At 45.4% G+C, this 24,886-nt stretch carries 40 protein-coding genes, 1 rRNA gene and 1 pseudogene; 35 read left to right on the forward strand and 7 right to left on the reverse strand.

Annotation, left to right across the window (positions count from 1 at the left end; translation table 11 throughout):
• From tuf to rplQ, 29 genes and pseudogenes are all read left to right on the forward strand, one after another.
• Positions 1-256, forward strand: a pseudogene (gene tuf / locus L5L98_RS21280) (elongation factor Tu); the annotation flags it as partial.
• Positions 257-590: 334 nt separating this feature from the next.
• Positions 591-902: a 30S ribosomal protein S10 gene (gene rpsJ / locus L5L98_RS21285; protein ID WP_006083601.1), complete on the forward strand. Its 312-nt coding sequence runs from the start codon at positions 591-593 to the stop codon at positions 900-902.
• 30 nt (positions 903-932) lie between these two features.
• Positions 933-1,571: a 50S ribosomal protein L3 gene (gene rplC / locus L5L98_RS21290; RefSeq protein ID WP_006083600.1), complete on the forward strand. Its 639-nt coding sequence runs from the start codon at positions 933-935 to the stop codon at positions 1,569-1,571.
• Between the two features lie 17 nt (positions 1,572-1,588).
• Complete coding sequence (gene rplD, locus L5L98_RS21295; protein WP_113941598.1) at positions 1,589-2,194, forward strand: 50S ribosomal protein L4; 606 nt, start codon at positions 1,589-1,591, stop codon at positions 2,192-2,194.
• A complete protein-coding gene (gene rplW, locus L5L98_RS21300) occupies positions 2,194-2,496 on the forward strand; it encodes a 50S ribosomal protein L23 (RefSeq protein ID WP_025008843.1) in 303 nt (100 codons plus the stop codon). Before rplD ends, rplW begins: the two co-directional genes overlap by 1 nt.
• Before the next feature lie 16 nt (positions 2,497-2,512).
• Positions 2,513-3,337 carry a 50S ribosomal protein L2 gene (gene rplB, locus L5L98_RS21305; RefSeq protein WP_006083597.1) on the forward strand — a complete coding sequence of 275 codons (825 nt, stop codon included), beginning with the start codon at positions 2,513-2,515 and terminating at the stop codon, positions 3,335-3,337.
• Between the two features lie 14 nt (positions 3,338-3,351).
• The gene (gene rpsS / locus L5L98_RS21310) at positions 3,352-3,630 is read left to right on the forward strand and encodes a 30S ribosomal protein S19 (RefSeq protein WP_006083596.1); all 279 of its coding nucleotides are present in this window, start codon (positions 3,352-3,354) and stop codon (positions 3,628-3,630) included.
• Positions 3,631-3,645: 15 nt separating this feature from the next.
• A complete protein-coding gene (gene rplV / locus L5L98_RS21315) occupies positions 3,646-3,978 on the forward strand; it encodes a 50S ribosomal protein L22 (protein ID WP_006083595.1) in 333 nt (110 codons plus the stop codon).
• 9 nt (positions 3,979-3,987) lie between these two features.
• Positions 3,988-4,680: a 30S ribosomal protein S3 gene (rpsC, locus tag L5L98_RS21320; RefSeq protein ID WP_006083594.1), complete on the forward strand. Its 693-nt coding sequence runs from the start codon at positions 3,988-3,990 to the stop codon at positions 4,678-4,680.
• Positions 4,681-4,691: 11 nt separating this feature from the next.
• The gene (gene rplP, locus L5L98_RS21325; protein WP_006083593.1) at positions 4,692-5,102 is read left to right on the forward strand and encodes a 50S ribosomal protein L16; all 411 of its coding nucleotides are present in this window, start codon (positions 4,692-4,694) and stop codon (positions 5,100-5,102) included.
• Positions 5,102-5,293: a 50S ribosomal protein L29 gene (gene rpmC / locus L5L98_RS21330; protein ID WP_006083592.1), complete on the forward strand. Its 192-nt coding sequence runs from the start codon at positions 5,102-5,104 to the stop codon at positions 5,291-5,293. Before rplP ends, rpmC begins: the two co-directional genes overlap by 1 nt.
• The gene (gene rpsQ, locus L5L98_RS21335) at positions 5,293-5,541 is read left to right on the forward strand and encodes a 30S ribosomal protein S17 (protein WP_006083591.1); all 249 of its coding nucleotides are present in this window, start codon (positions 5,293-5,295) and stop codon (positions 5,539-5,541) included. Before rpmC ends, rpsQ begins: the two co-directional genes overlap by 1 nt.
• A gap of 180 nt (positions 5,542-5,721) precedes the next feature.
• Positions 5,722-6,090: a 50S ribosomal protein L14 gene (gene rplN / locus L5L98_RS21340; protein WP_006083590.1), complete on the forward strand. Its 369-nt coding sequence runs from the start codon at positions 5,722-5,724 to the stop codon at positions 6,088-6,090.
• An 11-nt stretch (positions 6,091-6,101) separates the two neighbouring features.
• Positions 6,102-6,416, forward strand: coding sequence for a 50S ribosomal protein L24 (rplX, locus tag L5L98_RS21345; protein ID WP_006083589.1), 315 nt, complete (start codon positions 6,102-6,104; stop codon positions 6,414-6,416).
• Positions 6,417-6,428: 12 nt separating this feature from the next.
• On the forward strand, positions 6,429-6,968 hold the full coding sequence (rplE, locus tag L5L98_RS21350; RefSeq protein WP_006083588.1) for a 50S ribosomal protein L5: 540 nt from the start codon (positions 6,429-6,431) through the stop codon (positions 6,966-6,968).
• A 10-nt stretch (positions 6,969-6,978) separates the two neighbouring features.
• Positions 6,979-7,284: a 30S ribosomal protein S14 gene (gene rpsN / locus L5L98_RS21355; protein ID WP_006083587.1), complete on the forward strand. Its 306-nt coding sequence runs from the start codon at positions 6,979-6,981 to the stop codon at positions 7,282-7,284.
• Between the two features lie 24 nt (positions 7,285-7,308).
• A complete protein-coding gene (gene rpsH / locus L5L98_RS21360) occupies positions 7,309-7,701 on the forward strand; it encodes a 30S ribosomal protein S8 (protein ID WP_006083586.1) in 393 nt (130 codons plus the stop codon).
• A 10-nt stretch (positions 7,702-7,711) separates the two neighbouring features.
• The gene (gene rplF / locus L5L98_RS21365) at positions 7,712-8,245 is read left to right on the forward strand and encodes a 50S ribosomal protein L6 (protein ID WP_105251036.1); all 534 of its coding nucleotides are present in this window, start codon (positions 7,712-7,714) and stop codon (positions 8,243-8,245) included.
• A gap of 10 nt (positions 8,246-8,255) precedes the next feature.
• Positions 8,256-8,606 carry a 50S ribosomal protein L18 gene (gene rplR, locus L5L98_RS21370; protein WP_006083584.1) on the forward strand — a complete coding sequence of 117 codons (351 nt, stop codon included), beginning with the start codon at positions 8,256-8,258 and terminating at the stop codon, positions 8,604-8,606.
• An 11-nt stretch (positions 8,607-8,617) separates the two neighbouring features.
• Positions 8,618-9,121, forward strand: a complete 504-nt coding sequence (gene rpsE / locus L5L98_RS21375; protein WP_006083583.1) for a 30S ribosomal protein S5 — start codon at positions 8,618-8,620, stop codon at positions 9,119-9,121.
• 6 nt (positions 9,122-9,127) lie between these two features.
• Positions 9,128-9,310, forward strand: coding sequence for a 50S ribosomal protein L30 (gene rpmD, locus L5L98_RS21380; RefSeq protein WP_006083582.1), 183 nt, complete (start codon positions 9,128-9,130; stop codon positions 9,308-9,310).
• 3 nt (positions 9,311-9,313) lie between these two features.
• The gene (gene rplO / locus L5L98_RS21385) at positions 9,314-9,748 is read left to right on the forward strand and encodes a 50S ribosomal protein L15 (protein WP_006083581.1); all 435 of its coding nucleotides are present in this window, start codon (positions 9,314-9,316) and stop codon (positions 9,746-9,748) included.
• 7 nt (positions 9,749-9,755) lie between these two features.
• Positions 9,756-11,096, forward strand: coding sequence for a preprotein translocase subunit SecY (secY, locus tag L5L98_RS21390; RefSeq protein ID WP_007644459.1), 1,341 nt, complete (start codon positions 9,756-9,758; stop codon positions 11,094-11,096).
• Positions 11,097-11,117: 21 nt separating this feature from the next.
• A complete protein-coding gene (gene rpmJ / locus L5L98_RS21395; protein ID WP_006083579.1) occupies positions 11,118-11,231 on the forward strand; it encodes a 50S ribosomal protein L36 in 114 nt (37 codons plus the stop codon).
• Positions 11,232-11,348: 117 nt separating this feature from the next.
• Positions 11,349-11,705, forward strand: a complete 357-nt coding sequence (rpsM, locus tag L5L98_RS21400; RefSeq protein ID WP_011787581.1) for a 30S ribosomal protein S13 — start codon at positions 11,349-11,351, stop codon at positions 11,703-11,705.
• Positions 11,706-11,720: 15 nt separating this feature from the next.
• On the forward strand, positions 11,721-12,113 hold the full coding sequence (gene rpsK / locus L5L98_RS21405) for a 30S ribosomal protein S11 (protein ID WP_006083577.1): 393 nt from the start codon (positions 11,721-11,723) through the stop codon (positions 12,111-12,113).
• A gap of 32 nt (positions 12,114-12,145) precedes the next feature.
• The gene (rpsD, locus tag L5L98_RS21410; RefSeq protein ID WP_006083575.1) at positions 12,146-12,766 is read left to right on the forward strand and encodes a 30S ribosomal protein S4; all 621 of its coding nucleotides are present in this window, start codon (positions 12,146-12,148) and stop codon (positions 12,764-12,766) included.
• A 24-nt stretch (positions 12,767-12,790) separates the two neighbouring features.
• Entirely contained in the window at positions 12,791-13,780 is a 990-nt protein-coding gene (locus L5L98_RS21415) for a DNA-directed RNA polymerase subunit alpha (protein WP_006083574.1), read from the forward strand.
• Positions 13,781-13,820: 40 nt separating this feature from the next.
• A complete protein-coding gene (gene rplQ / locus L5L98_RS21420; RefSeq protein ID WP_006083573.1) occupies positions 13,821-14,216 on the forward strand; it encodes a 50S ribosomal protein L17 in 396 nt (131 codons plus the stop codon).
• Positions 14,217-14,272: 56 nt separating this feature from the next.
• Here the strand turns inward: rplQ and L5L98_RS21425 are convergent, their stop codons facing one another.
• The 6 genes from L5L98_RS21425 to ccmA all read right to left on the reverse strand — a co-directional run bounded on the left by L5L98_RS21425 (position 14,273) and on the right by ccmA (position 18,201).
• Positions 14,273-15,277: an ABC transporter substrate-binding protein gene (locus L5L98_RS21425; protein WP_263143423.1), complete on the reverse strand. Its 1,005-nt coding sequence runs from the start codon at positions 15,275-15,277 to the stop codon at positions 14,273-14,275.
• Positions 15,278-15,419: 142 nt separating this feature from the next.
• Entirely contained in the window at positions 15,420-15,908 is a 489-nt protein-coding gene (gene ccmE, locus L5L98_RS21430) for a cytochrome c maturation protein CcmE (RefSeq protein ID WP_105251038.1), read from the reverse strand.
• Complete coding sequence (gene ccmD, locus L5L98_RS21435) at positions 15,905-16,105, reverse strand: heme exporter protein CcmD (protein WP_263143434.1); 201 nt, start codon at positions 16,103-16,105, stop codon at positions 15,905-15,907. The genes ccmE and ccmD overlap by 4 nt, the downstream gene beginning before the upstream one ends.
• Positions 16,105-16,851, reverse strand: coding sequence for a heme ABC transporter permease (locus L5L98_RS21440; protein WP_105251039.1), 747 nt, complete (start codon positions 16,849-16,851; stop codon positions 16,105-16,107). The genes ccmD and L5L98_RS21440 overlap by 1 nt, the downstream gene beginning before the upstream one ends.
• Before the next feature lies 1 nt (position 16,852).
• Positions 16,853-17,539: a heme exporter protein CcmB gene (gene ccmB, locus L5L98_RS21445; RefSeq protein WP_006079706.1), complete on the reverse strand. Its 687-nt coding sequence runs from the start codon at positions 17,537-17,539 to the stop codon at positions 16,853-16,855.
• A gap of 11 nt (positions 17,540-17,550) precedes the next feature.
• Positions 17,551-18,201: a cytochrome c biogenesis heme-transporting ATPase CcmA gene (gene ccmA / locus L5L98_RS21450; RefSeq protein WP_198573867.1), complete on the reverse strand. Its 651-nt coding sequence runs from the start codon at positions 18,199-18,201 to the stop codon at positions 17,551-17,553.
• A gap of 318 nt (positions 18,202-18,519) precedes the next feature.
• Here ccmA and L5L98_RS21455 point away from each other — a divergent pair, with 318 nt between their 5' ends.
• On the forward strand, positions 18,520-18,819 hold the full coding sequence (locus tag L5L98_RS21455; RefSeq protein WP_105251041.1) for a c-type cytochrome: 300 nt from the start codon (positions 18,520-18,522) through the stop codon (positions 18,817-18,819).
• Positions 18,820-18,880: 61 nt separating this feature from the next.
• Here L5L98_RS21455 and ccmI read toward each other — a convergent pair whose 3' ends face one another.
• On the reverse strand, positions 18,881-20,131 hold the full coding sequence (gene ccmI, locus L5L98_RS21460) for a c-type cytochrome biogenesis protein CcmI (protein ID WP_263143436.1): 1,251 nt from the start codon (positions 20,129-20,131) through the stop codon (positions 18,881-18,883).
• 400 nt (positions 20,132-20,531) lie between these two features.
• Here ccmI and L5L98_RS21465 point away from each other — a divergent pair, with 400 nt between their 5' ends.
• From L5L98_RS21465 to L5L98_RS21485, 5 genes are all read left to right on the forward strand, one after another.
• Positions 20,532-22,511, forward strand: coding sequence for a heme lyase CcmF/NrfE family subunit (locus L5L98_RS21465; protein WP_263143428.1), 1,980 nt, complete (start codon positions 20,532-20,534; stop codon positions 22,509-22,511).
• Between the two features lie 11 nt (positions 22,512-22,522).
• Entirely contained in the window at positions 22,523-23,077 is a 555-nt protein-coding gene (locus tag L5L98_RS21470; RefSeq protein WP_105251044.1) for a DsbE family thiol:disulfide interchange protein, read from the forward strand.
• On the forward strand, positions 23,074-23,553 hold the full coding sequence (gene nrfF, locus L5L98_RS21475) for a heme lyase NrfEFG subunit NrfF (RefSeq protein ID WP_105251045.1): 480 nt from the start codon (positions 23,074-23,076) through the stop codon (positions 23,551-23,553). The genes L5L98_RS21470 and nrfF overlap by 4 nt, the downstream gene beginning before the upstream one ends.
• Positions 23,550-24,137: a TlpA family protein disulfide reductase gene (locus L5L98_RS21480; protein ID WP_173242631.1), complete on the forward strand. Its 588-nt coding sequence runs from the start codon at positions 23,550-23,552 to the stop codon at positions 24,135-24,137. The genes nrfF and L5L98_RS21480 overlap by 4 nt, the downstream gene beginning before the upstream one ends.
• 521 nt (positions 24,138-24,658) lie before the next feature.
• Positions 24,659-24,886, forward strand: a 16S ribosomal RNA gene (locus L5L98_RS21485); the annotation flags it as partial.

Genomic DNA, 24,886 nt, shown 5'->3' on the forward strand with positions numbered 1-24,886 from the left:
TGTTCTGTCAAAAGAAGAAGGCGGACGTCACACTCCATTCTTCAAAGGCTACCGTCCACAGTTCTACTTCCGTACAACTGACGTAACCGGTACTATCGAACTGCCAGAAGGCGTAGAGATGGTAATGCCTGGCGACAACATCAAAATGGTAGTGACTCTGATTTGCCCAATCGCGATGGACGAAGGTTTACGCTTCGCAATCCGTGAAGGTGGTCGTACAGTTGGTGCTGGTGTAGTAGCTAAAATCATCGCTTAATTGCGATAGAAATTAGTTTGAAAAGGAAGCTTCGGCTTCCTTTTTTATTTGAGGGCTGGTTTTATTCACAAATTTGTGTAAAATGCTCGCCACTCTGAAGTTAAATAGTTATTTGATGACTATTTACACAGCGGGCTTGATATCCGAATTTAGATAGGTATAATGGCCCCCTCGTCGACTTAGGTTGACGAATTAAATGATTAGTCGCTGAAGTTAATCATTATCATAGCGGCTCCGATTGGGAGTCGAACGGTTAAATCATCTCGCTCTGCTTTTCTATATTGAAGAAGCTAGAGGGTGATTTTTTATATGTCCATTTTAGGAGCTCTGGTCAATGCAGAACCAAAGAATCCGTATCCGCTTAAAGGGATTTGATCATCGCTTAATTGATCAGTCTACAGCGGAAATCGTTGAAACTGCTAAGCGTACAGGCGCGCAGGTTCGTGGTCCAATTCCACTACCTACTCGCAAAGAGCGTTATACCATTTTGATCTCTCCGCACGTTAATAAAGATGCTCGTGACCAGTACGAATTACGTACACACAAGCGCCTGGTTGACATCGTAGAGCCAACTGAAAAGACTGTTGACGCGTTAATGCGTTTAGATCTTGCGGCTGGTGTCGACGTACAGATTAGCTTGGGTTAATTGAGATCCTAGTAAGAAGAGGTTTGAGAGATGGCTATCGGTCTTATTGGTCGTAAAGTTGGTATGACTCGCATCTTCACTGAAGATGGTGTTTCAATACCAGTTACTGTAATTGAAGTTGCAGGAAACCGTGTTACTCAAGTGAAAACTTTAGAAACTGACGGCTACCGTGCACTTCAAGTTACAACTGGCACCAAAAAAGCCAATCGCATCACTAAACCAGAAGCAGGTCACTTTGCCAAGAGCGGCGTTGAAGCCGGTCGTGGTTTGTGGGAAATGCGTTTGGTAGACGGTGAAGGCGAGGGCATTGAAGTTGGTGCTGAGCTAAATGTTGATATTTTCGCAGACGTAGCGAAAGTTGATGTTACTGGTCAATCAAAAGGTAAAGGCTTCCAAGGCGGCGTTAAGCGTTGGAACTTCCGTACTCAAGATATGACTCACGGTAACTCTTTGTCGCACCGCTCGAATGGTTCTATCGGTCAGAACCAAACGCCTGGTCGCGTATTCAAAGGCAAAAAAATGTCAGGCCATATGGGTGCCGAGCGTGTTACTACTCAAAATCTAGTTGTTGTTCGTGTAGATGTTGAGCGTAACCTGCTACTAGTCCGTGGCGCTGTTCCTGGCGCTACCAATGGCGACTTGATTATCAAGCCTGCCGTTAAAGCTTAAGGTCTGAGGAGATAGTAATGGAATTGGTATTGAAAGACGCGCAAAGCGCTCTTGAAGTTTCCGAAACTACCTTCGGCCGTGACTTTAACGAGGCACTGGTTCATCAGGTAGTTGTAGCATACGCTGCAAACGCGCGTCAGGGCACTCGTGCTCAAAAGACTCGTGCGGAAGTAACTGGCTCAGGCAAAAAGCCTTGGCGCCAAAAAGGAACTGGCCGTGCTCGTGCTGGTTCTGTTAAAGGCCCAATCTGGCGTGGCGGTGGCGTAACATTCGCTGCTAAAACCCAAGATCACAGCCAAAAAGTTAACAAAAAGATGTACCGCGGCGCGCTGAGAAGCATTCTGTCTGAATTGGTACGTCAAGAGCGTTTGGTTATTGTTGAATCTTTCGGTGTTGAAGCTCCTAAAACTAAAGAGCTGAAAGCTAAATTGAAAGCAATGAACCTTGAAGACGTTCTGATTGTGACTGCAGAAGTTGATGAGAACTTATTCTTAGCAGCTCGTAACCTGTACAAGGTTGACGTTCGTGATGTAGCGGGTCTAGACCCAGTGAGTCTGATCGCCTTCAACACTGTGCTTGTGACTGCTGACGCAGTGAAGCAAATCGAGGAGATGCTAGCATGATGATCCGCGAAGAACGTTTGCTAAAAGTTATTCTCGCTCCACATATCTCTGAAAAGAGCACTGTGAACGCTGAGAAGCACAACACTGTTGTTTTCCGCGTAGCTATCGATGCAACTAAAGCTGAAATTAAAGCTGCTGTTGCTAAGCTATTTGAAGTTGAAGTTGATTCAGTTCGCACTTTAGTGAGCAAAGGCAAAACTAAACGCACTGGTGGCCGTACTGGTCGTCGTAGCGATTGGAAAAAAGCCTATGTGACTCTAGCTGCTGGTGCTGACATCGATTTCGTCGGCGGCGCTGAGTAAGCAAAGGAGAATTATCATGGCAGTTATTAAGTGTAAGCCAACCTCTCCAGGTCGTCGCCACGTAGTTAAAGTGGTGAACACTGACCTGCACAAGGGTAAACCTTTTGCTGGCTTGTTGGCGAAAAAATCTAAAAGTGGTGGCCGTAACAATACTGGCCGTATCACTGTCCGTCACGTAGGTGGTGGTCATAAGCAGCATTATCGTCTAATCGACTTCAAACGCGATAAAGATGGTATCCCTGCAAAGATTGAGCGTCTGGAATATGATCCAAACCGTACTGCTAACATCGCGTTAGTATTGTATGCGGATGGTGAGCGTCGTTATATTCTTGCTGCCAAAGGCATGCAAGCTGGCGATAAGATCCAGTCTGGTGTTGCTGCCGAGATCAAAACCGGTAACGCTATGCCACTGCGCAACATCCCAGTAGGTTCTGTAGTTCACGCAGTTGAAATGAAGCCTGGTAAAGGTGCTCAGATCGCTCGTTCTGCAGGTGCTTATGTACAAGTTGTTGCTCGTGATGGCGCATATGCCACTCTACGTCTTCGCTCTGGCGAAATGCGTAAAGTGCCAGTTGATTGCCGCGCGACATTTGGTGAAGTTGGTAATGCCGAACACATGCTACGCCAGTTAGGTAAAGCAGGTGCTAAGCGCTGGAGAGGCATACGTCCTACAGTGCGTGGTGTTGCAATGAACCCAGTAGACCATCCACACGGTGGTGGTGAAGGCCGTACTTCTGGTGGTCGTCACCCAGTGACTCCATGGGGTGTGCCAACTAAGGGTTATAAAACTCGTAGTAACAAGCGCACTGACAAGTACATCGTACGTCGTCGTAATAAATAGTAAGAGGATTCGCCATGCCACGTTCTCTCAAGAAAGGTCCCTTCATTGACCTGCACTTGCTGAAGAAGGTAGAGAAAGCGATGGAAGCCGGTGACAAAAAGCCTATTAAGACTTGGTCACGTCGCTCTATGATCATTCCAAATATGATTGGTTTGACCATCGCTGTCCATAATGGTCGTCAGCACGTTCCTGTGTTCGTAACTGACGAAATGATCGGCCACAAACTTGGTGAATTTTCACCAACTCGCACTTATCGCGGCCATGCTGCAGATAAGAAAGCGAAGAAGCGTTAATACGGGAGGAATAAGATGGAAGTTTTAGCTAAACATCGTTTTGCCCGTACGTCTGCGCAGAAGGCCCGTCTGGTTGCTGATCAAATTCGTGGATTGCCTGTTGCTAAGGCCCTCGAGATTTTGACTTTCAGCCCCAAGAAAGCCGCCGTACTGGTTAAAAAAGTACTTGACTCAGCTATCGCAAACGCCGAACACAACGAAGGCGCGGATATTGATGAGCTTAAAGTCGGAGCCGTCTTCGTAGATGAAGGCCCAACTATGAAGCGTATCATGCCACGTGCTAAAGGCCGCGCTGATCGTATCATGAAGCGTACCAGCCACATTACTGTGGTTGTATCAGATCGCTAGGAGAGAGCAATGGGACAGAAAGTACATCCTAATGGTATCCGTCTGGGTATCACCAAGCCTTGGATCTCTACCTGGTACGCAGATAAATCAGATTACGCAAGTAACCTGAACAGCGACTGGGAAGTGCGTAAGTTTCTTGTAGAGAAATTACAAGCTGCTTCAGTATCTAAGATTGTTATCGAGCGTCCAGCGAAAAGCATCCGCGTTACCATTCACACTGCCCGTCCAGGTGTTGTGATCGGTAAGAAAGGTGAAGACGTTGAAGTATTGCGTGCTGCAGTGTCAAAACTTGCTGGCACTCCTGCTCAAATTAACATCGCTGAGATCCGTAAACCTGAGCTAGATGCCAAGTTAGTTGCTGACTCAATTGCACAGCAATTAGAGCGTCGCGTAATGTTCCGTCGTGCTATGAAGCGCGCAGTTCAAAACGCAATGCGTATTGGTGCTCAAGGTATCAAAGTACAAGTTAGTGGCCGTTTAGGCGGAGCTGAGATTGCGCGCGATGAGTGGTATCGTGAAGGTCGTGTACCTTTACATACTTTGCGTGCTGATATCGACTATTCTACATCTGAAAGTCACACCCAATACGGTGTGATTGGCGTTAAAGTTTGGATCTTCAAAGGTGAAGTTCTAGACGGAATGCTGCCACAGATTGAAGAGCCGAAGCAGCAGCAACCTAAGCGCAAGCCTCGTGGTAAATAGGAGAGCCGGCAATGCTGCAACCTAAACGTATGAAGTTTCGCAAGATGTTCAAAGGCCGCAACCGCGGTCTAGCGAACGGTACCGAAGTTAGCTTTGGTACTTTTGGTCTGAAAGCAGTCGGCCGTGGCCGTTTAACTGCACGTCAGATCGAATCTGCACGTCGTGCCATGACACGTCACATTAAGCGTCAGGGACAAATTTGGATTCGAGTTTTCCCGGACAAGCCGATTACCTCTAAGCCTCTTGAAGTGCGTATGGGTAAAGGTAAAGGTAACGTTGAATACTGGGTATGTCAGATTCAACCTGGTAAGGTTCTTTATGAGATGAATGGTGTTTCTGAAGTGATCGCTCGTGAAGCGTTTGCTTTGGCTGCTGCCAAGCTTCCAATTAAGACTACCTTCGTAACTAAGACGGTGATGTAATGAAAGCGAGCGAACTGAGAGAAAAGAGCGTTGAAGAACTGAACGCTGAACTACTTGGTCTGCTGCGTGAGCAGTTCAACCTGCGTATGCAACACGCCACTGGTCAGTTGACTCAGACTAATCAACTGAAATTGGTGCGCCGTAACATTGCGCGCGTTAAGACCATTATTACTTCTAAGGCGGGTGCATAATGTCTGATAAAATCCGTACTTTGCAGGGTCGTGTAACTAGCAACAAAATGGACAAGTCCATTACTGTTGCTATCGAACGCCAAGTGAAACACCCAATTTATGGGAAATACATTAAGCGTACGACAAAGATCCATGCACATGACGAAACGAATCAGTGCAATGAAGGCGATTTAGTAGCGATTCGCGAATGTCGTCCTTTGTCTAAGACTAAGTCTTGGACCCTGGTTGAAGTAGTATCAAAGGCCTAAGTTAATTAGGTATTTAGGTAAACGGCTCCAGAATGTGGGGCCGTTTGTTTTTTAATACTATACATTCCACTTTTATGGTGTTATATTTGCGCGCCATTTTTGACTAAATTAATAGCAAAAATGAGTGTTTTTATTGTCCCATAGTGGGAATTGTGTAGTAACGATAGCGGAGCACTTAAAATGATCCAAATGCAATCGACTCTTGACGTTGCTTGTAACAGCGGCGCACGCAGAGTTCAGTGTATTAAGGTCTTGGGTGGCTCTCATCGTCGTTATGCCGGTATCGGCGACATCATCAAAGTTTCTGTTAAAGAAGCGATTCCTCGCGCTAAAGCGAAGAAAGGCGATGTGTATAACGCGGTGGTAGTCCGTACTAAGAAAGGCGTACGTCGTCCAGACGGTTCTGTCATTCGCTTCGATCGGAATGCAGCTGTTCTTTTGAACAACAACCTGCAGCCGATTGGTACTCGTATCTTTGGACCAGTGACACGTGAATTGCGTAATGAGCAATTTATGAAAATTGTCTCGCTGGCACCAGAAGTACTGTAAGGAGCTTCAAAATGGCAGCTAAAATACGTCGTGAAGACGAAGTGATTGTATTAGCAGGTAAAGACAAGGGTAAACGTGCAAAAGTTTCTCAAGTCCTTCCTACTGGTAAATTGATTGTTGAAGGCATCAATCTTGTCAAAAAACACCAAAAGCCAAACCCACAATTGGGCGTAGCTGGCGGTATTGTTGAGAAAGAAGCACCGATACAAGCATCAAATGTAGCGATTTTCAACTCTGCCACTGGCAAAGCTGATCGCGTTGGTTTCCGCTTTGAAGACGGCAAAAAAGTTCGTTTCTTCAAATCGAACAGTGAACTCGTTAAGTAATTGGAGTAAACGATGGCGAAACTGCATGATAAATACCAAGAGACTGTTGTCGCTGAACTTGCTAAAAAGTTCGGTTATACCAGTGTCATGCAAGTCCCTCGGATTGAGAAAATCACCCTGAACATGGGTGTTGGCGAAGCTGTTGCAGACAAGAAAATCATGGACCATGCTGTCCGTGATATGACTGCAATCGCTGGTCAAAAGCCAGTTGTGACTGTAGCTCGTAAGTCAGTTGCTGGTTTTAAAATCCGTGAAGGCTACCCTATTGGCTGTAAAGTGACCCTACGCGGTGAGCGTATGTGGGAATTCTTAGAGCGTTTAGTCGATATCGCAATCCCACGTATTCGTGACTTCCGTGGCTTAAGCGCTAAAGCGTTTGACGGCCGTGGTAACTACGCAATGGGCGTGCGTGAGCAGATCATCTTCCCAGAAATCGATTACGATAAAATCGATAAGATTCGTGGTATGGATATTGTTATCACTACTACTGCGAAGAATGATGAAGAAGGTCGTGCTTTGTTAGACGCTTTTAACTTCCCATTCAAGAAATAAGGGTAGCGTAATGGCAAAAACATCAATGAAAGCACGTGAAGCTAAACGTGCACAGCTCGTGGCCAAGTACGCTGAAAAGCGTGCGGCTCTTAAGACTATCATTGCAAGTCCAGCTTCTTCTGACGAAGATCGTTGGGATGCGGTTCTTAAGCTGCAAGCTCTACCACGTGATTCCAGCGCTGCGCGTCAACGCAATCGTTGTAATCAAACTGGTCGCCCACATGGCTTCTTACGTAAATTCGGCTTAAGCCGTATCAAATTACGTGAAGCAACCATGCGTGGTGAAGTTCCTGGCCTGCGTAAGGCCAGCTGGTAAGCACTTGTCACGGAGTAAGCTAATATGAGCATGCAAGATCCTATTGCGGATATGTTAACCCGTATTCGTAACGGCCAAGCTGCTAACCACGTATCAGTGAAGATGCCTTCAGCTAAGTTGAAAGTCGCAATTGCGAAACTACTTAAAGATGAAGGTTATATTGCTGATTACGCCGTAGCAGATGAAGCCAAGCCTGAACTGGAAGTTACTTTAAAGTATTTCCAAGGCCAACCAGTCGTTGAGACTATCCAGCGTGTAAGTCGCCCTGGTCTTCGTATTTACAAAGGTAAAAACGAACTACCAAAGGTGATGGGCGGTCTGGGTGTCGCAATTGTGTCCACTTCTAAAGGCTTGATGACTGATCGTGCCGCCCGCCTTGCAGGCATGGGTGGCGAGGTTATCTGCTACGTAGCTTAAGGAGCTAGGAATGTCTCGTGTAGCAAAAGCACCAGTATCTATTCCAGCTGGCGTAGAGGTGACCTTGAACGAACAGACCCTTACCGTCAAAGGCGGAAAAGGTAGTCTGACTCGAGTGATCAACAATGCGGTCAATGTTGTTATTGAAGCCGGCGTAGTTAAGTTCCTCCCTGTTGAAGGCGTTGTTAACGCTTGGGCACAGGCTGGTACAACTCGTGCATTAGTAAACAACATGGTTGTTGGTGTATCTCAAGGTTTTGAGCGTAAGTTAAAGTTAGTTGGCGTTGGTTACCGTGCGAAACTCGTCGGTGCTGATATTGACCTTACTTTAGGTTTCTCTCATCCGTTAGTACACAAACTGCCCGCAGGCGTTACTGCAGAGTGCCCTAGCCAAACTGACATCGTCCTACGTGGCGTTGATAAACAGTTAATTGGCCAAGTCGCTGCTGAGATTCGCGGATACCGTCCACCAGAGCCATACAAAGGCAAAGGTGTTCGCTATGACGACGAAGTAGTACGCCGTAAAGAGGCTAAGAAGAAGTAGGTAACGCGATATGGATAAGAAAACATCTCGCTTACGTCGCGCTACTCGCGCTCGTAAGAAGATCCAAGAGCTGGGCGTGAACCGTCTGGTTGTACATCGTACACCGCGTCACATTTATGCTCAGGTGATCAATCCTGAAGCTCAGGTGTTGGCAGCTGCTTCAACCGTAGAAAAAGCGGTTAAAGAGCTACTGAAGAGTACCGGTAACGTAGACGCAGCGAAAGCAGTAGGTAAATTTGTTGCTGAGCGCGCGATCGAAAAAGGCGTAACTTCAGTTGCGTTCGATCGTTCTGGTTTCAAGTATCACGGTCGTGTAGCTGCTTTAGCAGATGCAGCTCGTGAAGCTGGCCTGAAGTTCTAAGGGGTTATAAAATGGCTAAATTAGAAGCTCAGCAAAAAGACGATCTGCAAGAGAAATTAATTGCAGTTAATCGTGTTTCTAAAGTAGTTAAGGGCGGTCGTATCTTTAGCTTCACAGCACTGACAGTAGTGGGTGACGGTAACGGTAAGATTGGCTATGGCTATGGCAAAGCACGTGAAGTTCCAGCCGCGATTCAAAAAGCGATGGAAAAAGCTCGTCGTAACATTGTGACCGTTGAGTTGAATGCAGGTACTCTGCATCACCCAGTTAAAGGTCGTCATACTGGTTCACTTGTGTACATGCAACCTGCATCACAAGGTACTGGTATTATTGCCGGTGGCGCAATGCGTGCCGTATTGGAAGTAGCAGGCGTGCATAACGTTCTGTCAAAAGCATACGGTTCTACTAACCCGATCAACATCGTTCGCGCGACTGTCGATGCATTGGTGCACATGAAGTCACCTTCGCAAATCGCAGCTAAGCGTGGCCTGAATGTTGACGAAATTCGGGGGTAATGCACCATGGCAACTAAAACTGTAAAAGTTACTCAAACTAAAAGCGGTATCGGTCGTTTACCGAAGCACCGTGCAACCCTAACGGGTCTTGGTTTGCGTCGCATTGGTCACACTGTTGAATTAGAAGATACTCCTTCTGTTCGCGGTATGATCAACAAGGTCTACTACATGGTTAAGGTGGAGGATTAATAGATGCGTTTAAATACTCTATCTCCAGCTGCAGGCTCTAAGCATGCACCAAAGCGTGTAGGCCGTGGTATGGGCTCAGGTCTAGGTAAAACAGCGGGTCGTGGTCATAAAGGCCAAAAGTCTCGCTCTGGTGGCGGTGTACGCCCAGGATTCGAAGGTGGTCAAATGCCACTGAAAATCCGTTTACCTAAATTTGGTTTTACCTCGCGTCGCGCTATGGTAACAGCTGAAGTTCGTGTACTCGAACTGGCAAAAGTTAACGGTGATGTTATCGACTTAAACGCTCTGAAAGATGCGAACGTAATAACTCGCAACATCCAGTTTGCGAAAATTGTTCTTTCAGGTACCATTGAGCGCCCTGTGACTGTTAAAGGTCTGAAGGTAACCAAAGGTGCACGTGCAGCTATTGAAGCTGCCGGCGGTAAGATCGAGGAATAATACGTCGATGGCAAAACCAGGACTTGATTTAAAAAGCGCGAAAGGTGGACTTTCAGAATTGAAAGCTCGCCTCCTGTTCGTGATTGGTGCGATTATCGTCTTTAGAGCCGGTTCGTTTGTGCCAATTCCTGGTATTGACGCAGCTGTATTAGCAGAGCTGTTTGCTCAGCAAAGTGGAACCATCCTTGGCATGTTTAACATGTTCTCGGGTGGTGCCCTTGAGCGTGCCTCTATCTTTGCATTAGGTATTATGCCGTACATTTCGGCATCGATTATCATGCAACTGTTGACTGTCGTACATCCTGCACTCGCTGAATTGAAAAAGGAAGGCGAATCAGGACGTAAGAAAATCAGTCAATATACCAGATGGGGTACCTTAGTGCTGGGTACATTCCAGTCGGTCGGTATTGCAACCGGGTTACCAAACTTAGTGCCAGGCCTTGTGGTCAACATTGGATTTGGATTCTACTTTGTTGCGGTTGTGAGCTTAGTAACAGGAACTATGTTCCTTATGTGGCTAGGTGAGCAAATTACCGAACGTGGTATAGGTAATGGTATCTCGATTTTGATTTTCGCAGGTATTGTTGCTGGATTACCTTCCGCTATCGGCCAAACGGCTGAGCAGGCGCGTCAAGGTGACTTGAATGTGTTAGTATTGTTGTTGCTCGCGGTAATTGTGTTTGCAGTGACTTATTTTGTAGTGTTTGTGGAACGTGGTCAGCGTCGTATCGTCGTTAACTATGCTAAGCGTCAGCAAGGCCGTAAGGTGTTCGCTGCGCAAAGTACCCATCTACCGCTGAAAATAAACATGGCAGGTGTTATTCCGCCAATTTTTGCGTCAAGCATCATTTTGTTTCCTGGAACACTGGCTCAGTGGTTCGGCCAAAATGAGTCCATGTCATGGTTAAGTGATTTTTCACTGGCTGTGTCACCTGGACAACCGCTTTACTCATTATTATATGCAACAGCGATTATCTTTTTCTGTTTCTTCTATACTGCGTTGGTGTTTAACCCACGTGAAACAGCAGATAACTTGAAGAAGAGTGGTGCATTCATCCCTGGGATCCGTCCTGGAGAACAGACTTCGCGTTACATTGATAAAGTTATGACCCGTTTGACATTGGCAGGCGCGTTATACATAACCTTTATCTGCTTAATTCCGGAGTTCATGTTAATTGCGTGGAAAGTACAGTTCTATTTCGGCGGTACTTCACTACTAATTATGGTAGTCGTAATCATGGACTTCATGGCTCAGGTTCAGACGCATATGATGTCTCATCAGTATGAGTCTGTGATGAAGAAAGCTAACCTAGTTAACAAAGCGAATTTAGATCGCTTTGGTCGCTAAGTAGCTTTACGGAGTGATGAAATGAAAGTTCGAGCTTCCGTGAAGAAGATCTGCCGTAACTGCAAGATCGTCAAGCGTAGTGGCGTTGTACGCGTTATCTGTGTTGAACCAAAACACAAACAGCGTCAAGGCTAAAAAGTAATTTGTTCAGCCCATGAATTGGGCTGAACAAAATTTTGTTTGCAAATCTGTCGACTGTCGAGTATCCTTTCGGGCTTTTCGCAGTTGGCCTTTAACTTTAAGGAGTGCATAGTGGCCCGTATCGCTGGCATTAACATTCCTGATCAAAAGCATACAGTCATCGCATTGACTGCAATTTTCGGCATCGGCCGTACTCGCGCTAGAGCAATCTGCGCGGCTACAGCAATCGCTGAAACTGCTAAGATCAAGGAATTGAGCGAAGCTCAAATAGACACACTACGCGAAGAAGTCGCCAAATACCTAGTAGAAGGTGACTTACGTCGTGAGATTTCAATGAACATCAAGCGTCTTATGGATCTTGGTTGTTATCGTGGTCTCCGCCATCGCCGTAGCCTGCCTCTCCGTGGGCAACGTACTAAGACCAATGCGCGTACGCGTAAAGGTCCACGTAAACCTATTAGAAAGTAACGGGAAGGTAAAGCAATGGCTAAAGTTCCGTCACGTTCTCCGCGTAAGCGCGTACGTAAACAGGTTGCAGATGGCATGGCTCATATCCATGCTTCTTTCAACAACACTATTGTCACCATTACAGATCGTCAAGGTAATGCGTTGTCATGGGCTACTTCAGGTGGTTCAGGTTTCCGTGGTTCACGTAAATCTACTCCATTTGCTGCACAGGTGGCTGCTGAGCGTGCAGGTGCTGCTGCTCAAGACTACGGTTTAAAAAACCTTGAAGTGTTTGTGAAGGGTCCAGGTCCAGGTCGTGAGTCAGCCATTCGTGCGCTGAACGCTGTTGGTTATAAAATTACCAACATTACCGATGTGACGCCGATCCCTCATAATGGTTGTCGTCCTCCTAAAAAGCGTCGTGTATAACGCCGTTTCATTAGGATAGTTGGAGAAAGATCATGGCAAGATACTTGGGTCCCAAGCTCAAGCTCAGCCGCCGAGAAGGTACAGACCTTTTCTTAAAAAGCGGTGTGAGAGCAATCGATTCAAAGTGTAAACTGGAAACTGCACCTGGACAACATGGCGCTCGTAAGCCACGTTTGTCAGAGTACGGTACTCAGTTACGCGAAAAACAAAAAGTTCGTCGTATTTACGGTGTGTTAGAAAAACAATTCCGTAACTATTACAAAGATGCTGCACGTACTAAAGGCAACACAGGTGAAAACCTGCTTCAGCTTTTAGAAACCCGTCTTGATAACGTTGTTTATCGTATGGGCTTCGGTGCAACTCGTGCAGAATCACGTCAGCTAGTAAGCCATAAATCTATTATGGTTAACGGTCGTGTTGTTAACATTCCATCATTCAAAGTGTCTGCGAATGATGTTGTGAGCATCCGCGAGAAGTCACGTACTCAAGCTCGTATTAAAGCGGCTTTAGAAGTGGCAGCTCAACGCGAGAAGCCTACATGGGTTGAAGTCGACAACGCGAAAATGGAAGGTGCTTTTAAGCGCGTTCCAGAACGTAGCGATTTGTCTGCGGAAATTAACGAACAGCTGATCGTCGAGCTTTACTCTAAGTAAGGCTAACAAACAAGAGAGGACACAATGCAGGGTTCTGTTACAGAATTTCTTAAACCGCGTCTCGTTGATATCGAGCAGGTTAACTCAACACGTGCCAAGGTTACATTGGAACCACTTGAGCGTGGTTTCGGCCACACTTTAGGTAACGCGTTGCGTCGCATCCTATTGTCGTCTATGCCCGGCTGCGCGGTTACCGAAGTCGAGATTGACGGTGTACTGCACGAATACAGCAGTAAGGAAGGCGTTCAAGAAGATATCCTTGAGATCTTGTTAAACCTGAAAGGGTTAGCAGTGACCATCGAGGGTAAAGACGAGGCTATGCTTACGTTGAGCAAGTCCGGCGCAGGCCCTGTCATCGCAGCAGATATCACGCATGATGGTGATGTCACTATCGTGAATCCTGATCATATTATCTGTCATCTGACAGGTAACAATGATATCAGCATGCGTATTCGCGTTGAGCGTGGTCGTGGTTATGTACCAGCATCTGCTCGTGCACAGACCGAAGACGATGATCGCCCAATCGGCCGCTTGCTGGTTGATGCTTCTTTCTCGCCAGTTGCACGTATTGCCTACAATGTAGAAGCAGCACGTGTAGAACAGCGTACTGACTTAGATAAACTCGTTATTGATATGACCACAAACGGTACTATCGATCCTGAGGAAGCTATCCGTCGTTCTGCAACTATTCTGGCTGAACAGCTAGATGCGTTTGTAGAGTTACGTGATGTGACTGAGCCAGAGCTGAAAGAAGAGAAACCGGAATTCGATCCGATTCTGCTGCGTCCTGTCGACGATTTAGAGCTAACTGTACGTTCGGCTAACTGCTTGAAAGCCGAAGCGATTCATTACATCGGAGATCTGGTACAGCGCACTGAAGTTGAGTTGCTGAAAACCCCGAACTTAGGTAAGAAATCTCTTACTGAAATTAAGGATGTTTTAGCTTCTCGCGGACTGTCGTTAGGTATGCGTTTGGAAAACTGGCCTCCAGCTAGTTTAGCAGACGACCTATAAGTCTCAGGTTTGTACAGATTTAGGTTATAAGGATTAGGTCATGCGCCATCGTAAGAGTGGTCGTCAACTAAACCGTAACAGCAGTCATCGCCAAGCCATGTTTCGCAACATGGCCGGTTCACTAGTTCGTCATGAGATCATCAAGACGACTGTGGCTAAAGCGAAAGAACTGCGTCGCGTAGTTGAGCCTCTGATAACACTTGCTAAGAGTGACAGCGTTGCAAACCGTCGTTTAGCGTTTGCACGTACTCGCGACGCTGAAGTCGTTGGTAAGTTATTTACTGAGTTGGGTCCACGTTACCAGGAACGTCCTGGTGGCTATACCCGTATCCTTAAGTGCGGTTTACGTGCTGGTGATAAAGCCCCTATGGCTTACATCGAGCTAGTTGGTCGCCCAGAAGCTGCTCAAGCTGTTGATGTTGAAGCTGCTGAGTAATTAAGGTTACACTTTTAAAAAGCCGGGCATTAGCCCGGCTTTTTTATGCCTTTTTACTATTTTACCCAAAGTGTAGTTTTCTCGATTTCTTTTGGTAGGATGATATTCCATTTAGCTAAGCCTTTCTGGCTAAACATGTATTTTCCAAGATCATCTGTTACTGGGAAAATATTTTCGGGTTTCTCGCCGCCGAGTATTTTTGTCGCCATATTCGCTGCAATCTTGCCATGATGATAGCCATCGAGAACATAGCCACCAATATTGCCTTCAGCAGAGACACTAAATCCCCAAAACCCAAAATTCGGTACCGGAGTATGTTCAGATATCCATTTTAGGAGCTGATCTGCATCTACTGAGCGATTATCTGCATCTCTAACTGTGTGGTATAGCGCCACGACTATAGCGTTATAACCCTGTTCCTTCGCGGTCAATACATTCCGCTGCCAATCTGTTAGCTGTGATAATTGCACCAAATTGACTTCGATATCGCCTAACATGCTTGAGTGTTGTTTACTGATGTATTCAGCCGCTGAGTCAGAGGTGACTCCTTGGTCGAATAGAACTAAGATTTTTCTATGCACAGTTTGCGGTAGTAAACGTTGAATGAGCAGTAGAGAACGTCGTAGTAGTGGTCTCTCAATGACGCCTGTGAAGCGTTTGTGTTCATTGAGATGATATTCTCTAGGATTCATGTTCACCCCTAAATAGACTACTGGGATTAGGCTGTCATTTAGGCGCTGGTGTAAGAGATTAACCGCATTATCATCGGCGAGAATAACCAATTGAGGTGCTTGTTGTTGAATGTATTTCCATGCTAAGTCAGCTCGTTCAGTAAATTGCTCTTCGGGCAAGCGTTTGGTATCCATCTCGAAATAACTAACATCGTGGTGAGGGCTGAGCGTGTCATAAATCGCTTGATAGTATTCTTGGTCCCATTGATAGCTATGATGGTAGCTTTCGATAACAACAACTTTAGCAGCATTAGCTTCCTGAGAAAGGCCTATCAAGCAGATAATTAGGAAGCTTAGAATGTGTTGCAAACTAGAGTTTAGTTGTCTCATTTGAATCATATGCAATCTTAGGTATTGGCGCTGCCTAGAGTATAGTCCACCTTTAATTGTGCATATTGAGATAATAAAAAAGCCTCACTAGTTATTAAGCTAGGAGGCTTAGTTTATACGCTATTGCTGATCCATCAATAACCTACTTAGTATCAGGTGCCTTTTGCTGGCTATAATCTAACTTTTCGTGCTTTTGGCCCATGGCTTCAGCGACTTCTGGTGGCATGTAGTTTTCATCATGCTTGGCCAGTACTTCAGTTGCTTCTAGTTTGCCATCAGCACCCAGTACACCCTGAGCAACAATGCCTTGTCCTTCACGGAAAAGATCGGGCAATAGGTCGTCATAAGTGACCAGTACTTCGCCACCGAGGGAGTCATGCACTGCAAATTCGACATGTAAGCTTTTGGGATCTCGCACCATAGAACCTACCGTCACCATTCCGCCGACACGAATACGTTGGCCAATTTCAGGTTTTACGCCAGTGTCTGTCTTGCCGTGGACAATTTCAGACGGAGTATAGAATAAGTTCAAGTTGGAGTTCAGCGCATAGAGCAAAAGCGAAGTAATCGCAGCAACGCCACCGATTAATGCTACAGCTAATGTCAGTCTTTTTTTGCGTCTTGGGTTCACGATGTAGTACTCCTGGTTTCTTTTAGGCGTTCTTCTCTATCCATCTTCTTCGCGATATCAATTAACACCTTACGCTTTTGGCGTGCGCTGGTAATGATGAGCGTAGAGAGGCAGAAGAAGGTCACTCCGTAGGATAGCCATACATAGAATGCATAGCCGCCCATATTAAAAAAATCACTGATTGAATCGAATTGCATCATTTGACCTCCTCCGCTTTAGCTAGTTCACGGACCCAAGGGCGCATGCCATTTCTTGCTAAAATTTCTGCTCTAAAACGAACAATAGTGATGGCGCCAATCATAAGACCGAAGCCCAGTATGTTAATTAGCAGTGGATAAAGCATTTCCGTCGACATAGTCGATTTCTCGGTAATGCGTATTGTCGACGGTTGATGTAATGAGCTCCACCATTCAACTGAGTATTTGATGATGGGAATATTGATCACACCGACGATCGCTAAGATCCCTGCTGCACGAGCTGCGAGCACTTTATCCTCAAATGAGGCATAGAGCGAGATCACACCTAGATATAGGAATAGTAATACCAGCTCAGAAGTTAAGCGTGCATCCCATACCCACCAAGCACCCCACATAGGTTTACCCCATGCCGCTCCAGTAAAGAGTGCGATAAAGGTGATCACTGCGCCAATGGGAGCAATAGATGCTGCAGCCCAGTCGGCAAGTTTTATCTGCCAAACTAGACCGATAAAGGCCGCGGTTGCCATACCCATATAAGCCGCCATTGACATAGACGCGGCAGGAACATGGATAAAGATAATACGGTAGCTATCACCCTGCTGGTAATCCGTCGGCGCGAAGACGAGTCCCCATGTAGTGCCAACAGCAATCAATAGACCGGCTAAGATCGCAAACCATGGAAATAACGTTCCTGATAATTTATATGCGCGTTCAGGATCCGCGTAAGGGTGTAACCATTTCCACATTTTAGTTAGTACTCACTCGCAGAGATGCACCAATTGCAAAAGGTGCTAAGGTTAACGATCCGACCAGCATAGCGCCTATTATAGCGAGCTGACCATCATAGGGTAAATTCATTCCTGCCGCGTCTATGGCACTCGTTGCAAAAATGAGTACTGGGATATATAGGGGCAAAATAAGTAAGCTGAGTAACACGCCGCCTTTCCTTAGACCGACGGTTAATGCCACACCAATAGCACCTAACAGCGACAATACTGGCGTGCCTAGCGCAAGCGTTGAAATTAACGCACCGTAGCTGTTGCCGTCTAGATTGAGTAATACCGCTAACAGTGGTGCGATAATAATCAGTGGCACACCAGTTAAAATCCAGTGGGCTAACACTTTAGCTAATACGAGAATGGCTAATGGCTGCGGGCTTAATAGCATTTGTTCTAAGCTACCATCACTAAAGTCGGCTTTGAAAAGCCTTTCAAGTGACAACATTGATGCTAATAATGCGGCGACCCAAATTATCCCCGGTGCCACACGTGCTAACATTTGCGGCTCTGGTCCAATTCCCAGCGGAAACAAGGTAACGACCATAATAAAAAATAGCAGTGGGTTAAAAATGTCGCCGCGGTGGCGAATAGCAATTTTAAGATCTCGCTGCAGCAAGGTGAAAAATGCTTGGGTAAAACTGATGCCTCTTTTCATTGAGCCTGACCTTATATGAAGCGATAATCGAGACGAATTTTACGAAGCCTATCATCTGTGATAATGCCCATATCTTGGTGAGTTGTGAGGATCACACAGCCACCATTATCCGCATGCTGAATAAATAACTGCTCCAGTTCTTCGACGCCTTTTTTATCGATTGCAGTAAAAGGTTCGTCAAGGATCCAAATTTTACAGTTGCTATGCCACAATCTTGATAGCGCTGTTCTGCGATGCTGACCTGCGGATAAATGCCCCGCGAGAGCTTCTTCAAAGCCCGTTAAATTGACTTTGGCTAAAATCTCTGACGTATCAAAGTCATCATAACCACTGATTCTTAAATTGAAATTAAGGTTTTCTTCGGCAGTCAGCTCGCATTTCACGCCAGCTAAATGGCCTAAATACAAGAGGTCTTCATTGTATTCATCGCGGCAACGGTTTATGTCTTCATGAATGTAAAAAGTTTGTCCGGCATAGGGGCGAGAAAGGCCCGCCAATATGCGTAATAAACTGGTCTTGCCTGCGCCGTTAGGGCCTTCAATCTGAACAATGTCACCGGCATTTATATCAAAACTTAACTCATCAAAAAGGATGCGTTCTTCGCGGATACAGGTCAGCTTGCTGGCTGACACTAATGTGGTTTCTTTAGTTATATTTGTCACTGAACCCTCTATCTCAAGCCGGAAGGAAACACAAGTCATTCTAACACAAACGTTATTGGGGGTTTACTCTTGGTTTGCACTAGATGTCAGCAATATGATGTGGTTCCAATAACCGCAATATTTATCGAACTTTTTTACGACTTGCTAATATATTAACGAATTTGTCATCCTTGTCGCCTGATTCATTTTGTGTTGAGATTCTAATCACAAAAAGATGAGATTTCTTGAAGTTTGTAGTAATCTTAGTCGGCTATAATGAGTCTGCCTAAGTAAGGGCGGCGCCGAGCTTTGTACGTATTTGCATTAGGAACATTGAACATGAAAAAACTGTTAGCAATGACTGCTGTCGCTGCTTTGACTATGTCAGTTAACGCTTCAGCTCAAGATGCTGAGGCTATTTATAATAAGGCATGTACCGTATGCCACAGCATGGGTGTTGCTGGTGCTCCAAAAGTGCACAACGCTGCAGAATGGGAACCACGCTTAGCTAAGGGTGTTGACGCTCTAGTGAAGAGTGTGAAAACTGGTCTGAATGCTATGCCACCAGGCGGTATGTGTACTGATTGTACTGATGATGATTACAAAGCTGCTATCAAATTTATGTCTACAGCTAAGTAATTTTTCAGATATAAAAAAACCGGCGAAAGCCGGTTTTTTTATATCTGCAATTAACTGCGATTTATTGCACTTGAGTATCAAGTACTAGGTTCGCTGTATCGCCTACGGCGACTTTACTGATCTTGCCTTGAATATCACCCGTTTGCGGTTTGATATTACCTTGTTTAGACAGCACAGCAATCACTTCCACATTGGCAGCATCGCTTAACTTCACATCACCACCCATACCGCTGCTGTCATCTAATGTCACTGTAATCGGGAAAGACTTAGCACTGACTTTGGTTGCAGCTAATGGGACTTTAGGTCCTTCAGTTGCACGGGCAAAGATGAAAATGGTGTCTTCTGGACTGGCTTTAGCCGCAAGTTCTGCAGAGATAGATATAGTGACATTGACCGATTTAGCACTCGCTTTGACTTGCTTATGTGCATCATCATTTGGCATGCCAGCGGTTTCCGACTGCATGCGTAAGTTGGCGGTTTCGATTGCATTCATAAGAGCAGCACGATCAACGTCGGCACGACCGCTATCTAAAATCGTTTGCCAAGAGGTGATGGCTTTCTTGTAGTCAGCAGTAAAGAAAGCATCCATACCCACGAGCAGTAGCGTTGAAGGATCTTGTGCATCCATTGCTAAAGACTCATTGATAAGAGCTTGGATTTGCGGTGTCATTTGTTGACCCGTTTTGTAATACATCGCCGTTGCTTTTGGACCGAGCAATTCTGCATGCTTTCCGACTAATTCGATTACTTTATCGAAAGCCGCAATCGCTTTATCGTATTGGTTTGCCGATACATAAGCATGACCTAAGCTGAACCACAGTTGGCTGTTTTCTGGCTCGGCTTTAACTTGAGCTTCCATCATCTGCACGCGTTGCATCATGATTTGAGCCGTATCCATTCCCGCATGTGGATTTGCAGGTTGTTGAGCACTATCAATATTCTCGAAGGCGCCTAAGTGTTGATAGAGATAGCCTGAGATGACAATCAAACAAACTGACATGATCGACGGCCACAGAATCGTCTTTGGCTTTATTTGGTTGACCAGTGAATCGTCGTTCGCTTGTTTGATGTCTTGGAGTAGACTGATTTCCAGTTCTTTCTTCAATGCATCAAATTCGGCTTGATCGAGTAGCTCTTCACTTAATTCTTTTTCAAGAACGCCTAAGCGCTCATTGAACAATTCAAGGTTCGTTTGTTTACGAACTCCAGCTTCTTCCGTTTTCAGCAATTTTTGCTGTCTGAAGTGCGGGATCCAAATCAGCATCAGGCCGACTAACATAACAAGCGCAATAAAAATCCAAAATGTCGTCATTGTTTCTATATTCACTTTAGTTTGCAGAAAGCGGAGTAACCGCTAGGCTTGGAAGCAAGATTATACGTAAAGATTGTTCATTGAACAGTAATATAAGGTAATCCCAGTGCTGAAAGCTTATAGTTGGGCACTGGTTCACAAATTGATTCTTCTTGTAAATTTTGTATGAAACTTAAGTGTCATTTGTCGGTCACATGCAGAACTGAGCCTCTTCCGTGACTTTCATCGACCTCTAAAATTGAGAATGAGACAAGTAACCCAGTTTTGTACGAAAGAGGCAGACAGGAACAATAGCAAATACTAAAATGAGCAAAATTTCGTGCATTTGCGTGAATAGCATGTTGTGCGTTGAGATAGAGTCTTTCTAAATCAACATATTATTGAAGACTGAGGAAAACCCATGATCCCAGAACTTGGACACTTTGCGTTGATAATAGGGGTGGCTTTTGCCTTCTTATTAATCAGCGTCCCCCTAATAGGTGTTGCCAGAAAAGACCAATACCTTGTTAGGTACGCTTGGCCATTAACGTACGGAATGTTCTTTTTTATTACCTTATCTGTTGTCGTGCTGGCTTATAGTTTTGCCGTCGATGATTTCTCGGTCGCCTATGTGGCACATCATTCAAATTCTCAGTTACCTATCTTCTTTAAGATCTCGGCCGTATGGGGCGGTCATGAAGGGTCACTGTTATTTTGGGTGTTTGCTTTATCAACTTGGGCAGCTGCGGTTGCCTTGTTTAGCAAAGGTTTAGAAGAAGTGTTTACTGCCCGTGTGCTGGCAGTATTGGCTCTTATTGTGATTGGCTTTAGTTTGTTTATGCTACTCACATCTAGCCCATTTGAACGTTTATTCCCGATCCCTGCCGAAGGTCGTGACTTAAATCCAATGCTGCAGGACGTGGGATTAATCTTCCATCCTCCTATGTTGTACTTAGGTTATGTGGGCTTCTCTGTAAGCTTTGCATTTGCGATTGCTGCGCTGATGAGCGGCCGTCTCGATTCTGCATGGGCTCGTTGGACTCGTCCATGGACATTGGCTGCTTGGACCTTCCTTACGGGCGGTATCGCACTAGGATCTTGGTGGGCTTATTATGAATTAGGCTGGGGCGGTTGGTGGTTCTGGGATCCTGTTGAGAACGCCTCTTTTATGCCTTGGTTAGTGGGTACTGCGCTTGTTCACTCTTTAATTGTGACTGAGAAACGCGGCGCCTTCCGTAACTGGACTGTATTACTGTCTATTTTTGCTTTCTCTTTAAGTTTGCTTGGTACCTTTATTGTTCGCTCAGGTGTATTAACCTCAGTGCATTCATTCGCAGCCGATCCAAGCCGCGGTATGTTCATTCTGTTGTTACTTGGTTTAGCGGTTGGCGGTTCATTAACACTGTTTGCTTTACGTGCTAGTGAAATGAGTAGTCCAGCCCGTTTCGAACTTAAGTCTAAAGAAACTATGCTCTTAGTGTGTAATGTGCTACTGACGGTTGCCGCAGGTACGGTACTATTGGGTACATTATATCCATTGCTCATCGACGCGCTTGGCATGGGTAAGATCTCTGTTGGACCCCCATACTTTAATGCGGTGTTCGTGCCTATCGTATTAGTGCTATTTGGCTTTATGGGTATTGGTCCAATTATTCGTTGGAAAAAATCGAAAGCGGGCGAGCTTAAGCGTCAGCTATTGATCCCAGCAATGATTGCTGCTGTTATCGGTATTGTGACTCCTTTTATCGTCGATGGTGCATTCAATATTTGGGTTGCCTTTGGTATTGCTGCCGCGGCTTGGATTATTCTGGCTACCGCAAGAGCGGCCTATAACATGGTCAAGTCGAAAGAAGGTGATATCAGCATCAGCCGCATGGGCCGTAGTCAGCTTGGTATGATCTTTGCGCATCTCGGTATTGCCGTTTCTGTGATTGGTGCCACTATGGTGTCAAATTACTCGATTGAGAAAAGTGTTCGTATGGGACCTGGTGTAAGCCAAGAACTTGCCGGTTATACTTTTAAGTATCTCGAGACCAAAAACGTAGTGGGTCCTAACTACACTGCACAGCAGGGACAGATAGAGATCTACAAGGGCGATGAGCTACTGACATTACTAAAACCAGATCGTCGTCAATATAATGTGCGAACTATGGATATGACAGAAGCCGGTATTGACTGGGGTCTATTCCGTGACTTGTACGTAACTATGGGTGACCCTATTACCAGCACTGAATTTGCGGTTCGTTTAAACTATAAGCCGTTCGTGCGTTGGTTGTGGTTTGGGGCAATTTTCATGATGATAGGTGGATTCTTCGCTGCATCGGATAAACGTTACCGTGCGAAAGTCACTGCAGCCGTCGCGCCTTTGGCCGAAAAGGCAAAATTGGCAACGGCTCAATAATTGGGGAATGTATGAAGAAGTTGGTTCTGTTTATCCCATTGGTCATATTTCTCGCCATGGGGGTGTTTCTCTATAAAGGGTTATTTCTGAATCCGCAGCAATTGGATTCAGCACTGGAAGGGAAGCCTATTCCGGCTTTCCAACTGGAACGACTAGAAACACCGGCTGAGATCATAACGAATGAGCAATTAAAAGGTAAGGTATCATTACTTAACGTATGGGCGACGTGGTGTCCATCTTGTAAATATGAGCATCCTTTCTTAGTGATGCTAAAACGTAAAAATCTTCTGCCAATTTACGGGATCAACTATCGTGATGAGCGTGTTCCTGCGTTAGAAGAGTTAAAACGTCAGGGCGATCCCTACAACGTTAATATTTATGATAAAGATGGGCGTTTAGGATTAGATCTTGGCGTTTATGGTGCTCCAGAGAGTTTTATTGTTGATCACAACGGTATTATCCGTTTCCGTTATGCAGGTCCAATTGACCAACGTGTATGGAGTGAAACCCTTTACCCTATGATCCAACAATTACAAGCTGAAGCAGCGAAGGATGGCGCAGCATGAGAACACTGATAAAAATCATAGGTGGTCTAGTGCTGATGTTCAGCATGACGACCGCTGTCATGGCAACACCAGTTGATACTTACGAATTCAAGTCACCTGAAAATCAAAAGCGCGGTTTGTCTTTGGCCCATGAACTACGTTGTCCACAGTGTCAAAACCAAAATTTGATCGACTCCAATTCACCCGTTGCTCGAGATCTGCGTCTTGAGGTATTCAAGATGGTTGACGAAGGAAAAGGGGATGATGAGATCATCGAGTTTATGACTAGTCGTTACGGTGAGTTTGTTCTCTATAAACCTAAGATGGAAACCAAGACCTACATTCTCTGGTTAGGTCCTATTGGTTTATTACTTCTGGGTCTAGTGATTGGATTCATCTTCATTCGTAAGCAACGTATTGGCGGTAATGTGCCGAACGAAATTAGCGCAGAAGATCAGCGCGAGTTAGATACCTTGCTAAAGCGCAATACAAAATGAAGCATAAAGTCATAACGGCATTCATGTTGTCATCCATTCTTTCGGTATTTGTTGCTGGGGTCGCGCATTCGTACCCTGGTATGCAGCAAACGGCTAAACCGATGGAATCAACGGTTGATTTGATCAATGTACTGCCAAAGACTTTTCCTATTGAGCCTGTTGCCTTTAATGATGTCGATGGTAAAGCTATCGACTTCAGCCAATTTAAAGGCAAGATCATTATGGTTAACATGTGGGCTACTTGGTGTCCGCCATGTGTCAGAGAGTTGCCTGCAATCGAAAGGTTAGCAACTAAGTTCAAGACTGAAGATTTTGTCGTACTGCCTATCTCTATTGATGCAGAAGGTAAGCAGCAGGTTCAGCCGTTCTTAAGTTCATTGGGTATGGCGAATTTCAACTCTTACTACGATCAACCACAAAGTCTTGGGAACGTTTTTCCGCTCGACACGATTCCTGCGACCTTTATTCTTGATCAACAGGGTCAATTAATTGCCTTTGTTCGATCCTATGTTGATTGGGATGACGTAAAAGCCGTCTCGCTAATCCAAGGTTTTATCGATAAAGGCAGCAAAAAGCCCAATTAATGGGCACTTTGCATGTAAAATAATCGCCATCGTTTAAAAGATCGCCATGCGATCTTTTTTCATTTAAAAAGCCCTTGCACAAAATCTTCTGCTGCCTATAATGCGCATCCACTGACACGGCAGACAGCGAAAGCAGGCTGGCGAGTTAGGTTGAATTGAGTCGCTTTTAAGCGCTTAATTCAATCGTAGCAAGAAGTTGTAAAAWACTCCTTGACGCGAAACGGGAAATGCGTAGAATACGCAGCCCTAGCCAAMTGGAAGCGTTCGRCGCTCAGTGTGGTACTCAAGTTCTCTTAYGAATATTGAGTTGCTCTTTAACAAGATAAAACAAGAAATCTGTGTGGRCAYTCACAGGTGTTGAGTTAATCGAAACTGCTTAAYCTTCGGGTTGGCAGTCAAAAATTTAAATCAATGTAACAATGAGTGTTCATAGTAATATGTACAGTTTGTTTCTTTAGTTAGAAACAAAAAATCAGAATTCATTGAGCCGCTGARGTCGCAAGACGGAAGCAACAAAACTTTAATTGAAGAGTTTGATCATGGCTCAGATTGAACGCTGGCGGCAGGCCTAACACATGCAAGTCGAGCGGCAGCACAAGGGAGTTTACTCCTGAGGTGGCGAGCGGCGGACGGGTGAGTAATGCCTAGGGATCTGCCCAGTCGAGGGGGATAACAGTTGGAAACGACTGCTAATACCGCATACGCCCTACGGGGGAAAGGAGGGGACCTTCGGGCCTTCCGCGATTGGA

This window comes from Shewanella sp. SM23 (assembly GCF_025654295.1).
Taxonomy (GTDB): Bacteria; Pseudomonadota; Gammaproteobacteria; order Enterobacterales; family Shewanellaceae; genus Shewanella; species Shewanella oncorhynchi.

Coding starts and splice junctions, on each gene's coding strand:
- rplX (WP_006083589.1), top strand. CDS start 6,102: ATGGCAGCTAAAATACGTCGTGAAGACGAAGTGATTGTATTAGCAGGT.
- L5L98_RS21425 (WP_263143423.1), bottom strand. CDS start 15,277: ATGAGACAACTAAACTCTAGTTTGCAACACATTCTAAGCTTCCTAATT.
- rpmJ (WP_006083579.1), top strand. CDS start 11,118: ATGAAAGTTCGAGCTTCCGTGAAGAAGATCTGCCGTAACTGCAAGATC.
- L5L98_RS21415 (WP_006083574.1), top strand. CDS start 12,791: ATGCAGGGTTCTGTTACAGAATTTCTTAAACCGCGTCTCGTTGATATC.
- rpsH (WP_006083586.1), top strand. CDS start 7,309: ATGAGCATGCAAGATCCTATTGCGGATATGTTAACCCGTATTCGTAAC.
- ccmD (WP_263143434.1), bottom strand. CDS start 16,105: ATGCAATTCGATTCAATCAGTGATTTTTTTAATATGGGCGGCTATGCA.
- L5L98_RS21455 (WP_105251041.1), top strand. CDS start 18,520: ATGAAAAAACTGTTAGCAATGACTGCTGTCGCTGCTTTGACTATGTCA.
- rpsQ (WP_006083591.1), top strand. CDS start 5,293: ATGTCTGATAAAATCCGTACTTTGCAGGGTCGTGTAACTAGCAACAAA.
- secY (WP_007644459.1), top strand. CDS start 9,756: ATGGCAAAACCAGGACTTGATTTAAAAAGCGCGAAAGGTGGACTTTCA.
- rpsD (WP_006083575.1), top strand. CDS start 12,146: ATGGCAAGATACTTGGGTCCCAAGCTCAAGCTCAGCCGCCGAGAAGGT.
- ccmI (WP_263143436.1), bottom strand. CDS start 20,131: ATGACGACATTTTGGATTTTTATTGCGCTTGTTATGTTAGTCGGCCTG.
- nrfF (WP_105251045.1), top strand. CDS start 23,074: ATGAGAACACTGATAAAAATCATAGGTGGTCTAGTGCTGATGTTCAGC.
- rpsS (WP_006083596.1), top strand. CDS start 3,352: ATGCCACGTTCTCTCAAGAAAGGTCCCTTCATTGACCTGCACTTGCTG.
- rplO (WP_006083581.1), top strand. CDS start 9,314: ATGCGTTTAAATACTCTATCTCCAGCTGCAGGCTCTAAGCATGCACCA.
- rplW (WP_025008843.1), top strand. CDS start 2,194: ATGATCCGCGAAGAACGTTTGCTAAAAGTTATTCTCGCTCCACATATC.
- L5L98_RS21470 (WP_105251044.1), top strand. CDS start 22,523: ATGAAGAAGTTGGTTCTGTTTATCCCATTGGTCATATTTCTCGCCATG.
- rpmD (WP_006083582.1), top strand. CDS start 9,128: ATGGCAACTAAAACTGTAAAAGTTACTCAAACTAAAAGCGGTATCGGT.
- rplE (WP_006083588.1), top strand. CDS start 6,429: ATGGCGAAACTGCATGATAAATACCAAGAGACTGTTGTCGCTGAACTT.
- rplV (WP_006083595.1), top strand. CDS start 3,646: ATGGAAGTTTTAGCTAAACATCGTTTTGCCCGTACGTCTGCGCAGAAG.
- rplD (WP_113941598.1), top strand. CDS start 1,589: ATGGAATTGGTATTGAAAGACGCGCAAAGCGCTCTTGAAGTTTCCGAA.
- rplR (WP_006083584.1), top strand. CDS start 8,256: ATGGATAAGAAAACATCTCGCTTACGTCGCGCTACTCGCGCTCGTAAG.
- rpmC (WP_006083592.1), top strand. CDS start 5,102: ATGAAAGCGAGCGAACTGAGAGAAAAGAGCGTTGAAGAACTGAACGCT.
- rplP (WP_006083593.1), top strand. CDS start 4,692: ATGCTGCAACCTAAACGTATGAAGTTTCGCAAGATGTTCAAAGGCCGC.
- rplQ (WP_006083573.1), top strand. CDS start 13,821: ATGCGCCATCGTAAGAGTGGTCGTCAACTAAACCGTAACAGCAGTCAT.
- rpsE (WP_006083583.1), top strand. CDS start 8,618: ATGGCTAAATTAGAAGCTCAGCAAAAAGACGATCTGCAAGAGAAATTA.
- rpsJ (WP_006083601.1), top strand. CDS start 591: ATGCAGAACCAAAGAATCCGTATCCGCTTAAAGGGATTTGATCATCGC.
- rpsN (WP_006083587.1), top strand. CDS start 6,979: ATGGCAAAAACATCAATGAAAGCACGTGAAGCTAAACGTGCACAGCTC.
- rplB (WP_006083597.1), top strand. CDS start 2,513: ATGGCAGTTATTAAGTGTAAGCCAACCTCTCCAGGTCGTCGCCACGTA.
- L5L98_RS21440 (WP_105251039.1), bottom strand. CDS start 16,851: ATGTGGAAATGGTTACACCCTTACGCGGATCCTGAACGCGCATATAAA.
- rplF (WP_105251036.1), top strand. CDS start 7,712: ATGTCTCGTGTAGCAAAAGCACCAGTATCTATTCCAGCTGGCGTAGAG.
- rpsK (WP_006083577.1), top strand. CDS start 11,721: ATGGCTAAAGTTCCGTCACGTTCTCCGCGTAAGCGCGTACGTAAACAG.
- L5L98_RS21465 (WP_263143428.1), top strand. CDS start 20,532: ATGATCCCAGAACTTGGACACTTTGCGTTGATAATAGGGGTGGCTTTT.
- rplC (WP_006083600.1), top strand. CDS start 933: ATGGCTATCGGTCTTATTGGTCGTAAAGTTGGTATGACTCGCATCTTC.
- rplN (WP_006083590.1), top strand. CDS start 5,722: ATGATCCAAATGCAATCGACTCTTGACGTTGCTTGTAACAGCGGCGCA.
- L5L98_RS21480 (WP_173242631.1), top strand. CDS start 23,550: ATGAAGCATAAAGTCATAACGGCATTCATGTTGTCATCCATTCTTTCG.
- rpsC (WP_006083594.1), top strand. CDS start 3,988: ATGGGACAGAAAGTACATCCTAATGGTATCCGTCTGGGTATCACCAAG.
- ccmB (WP_006079706.1), bottom strand. CDS start 17,539: ATGAAAAGAGGCATCAGTTTTACCCAAGCATTTTTCACCTTGCTGCAG.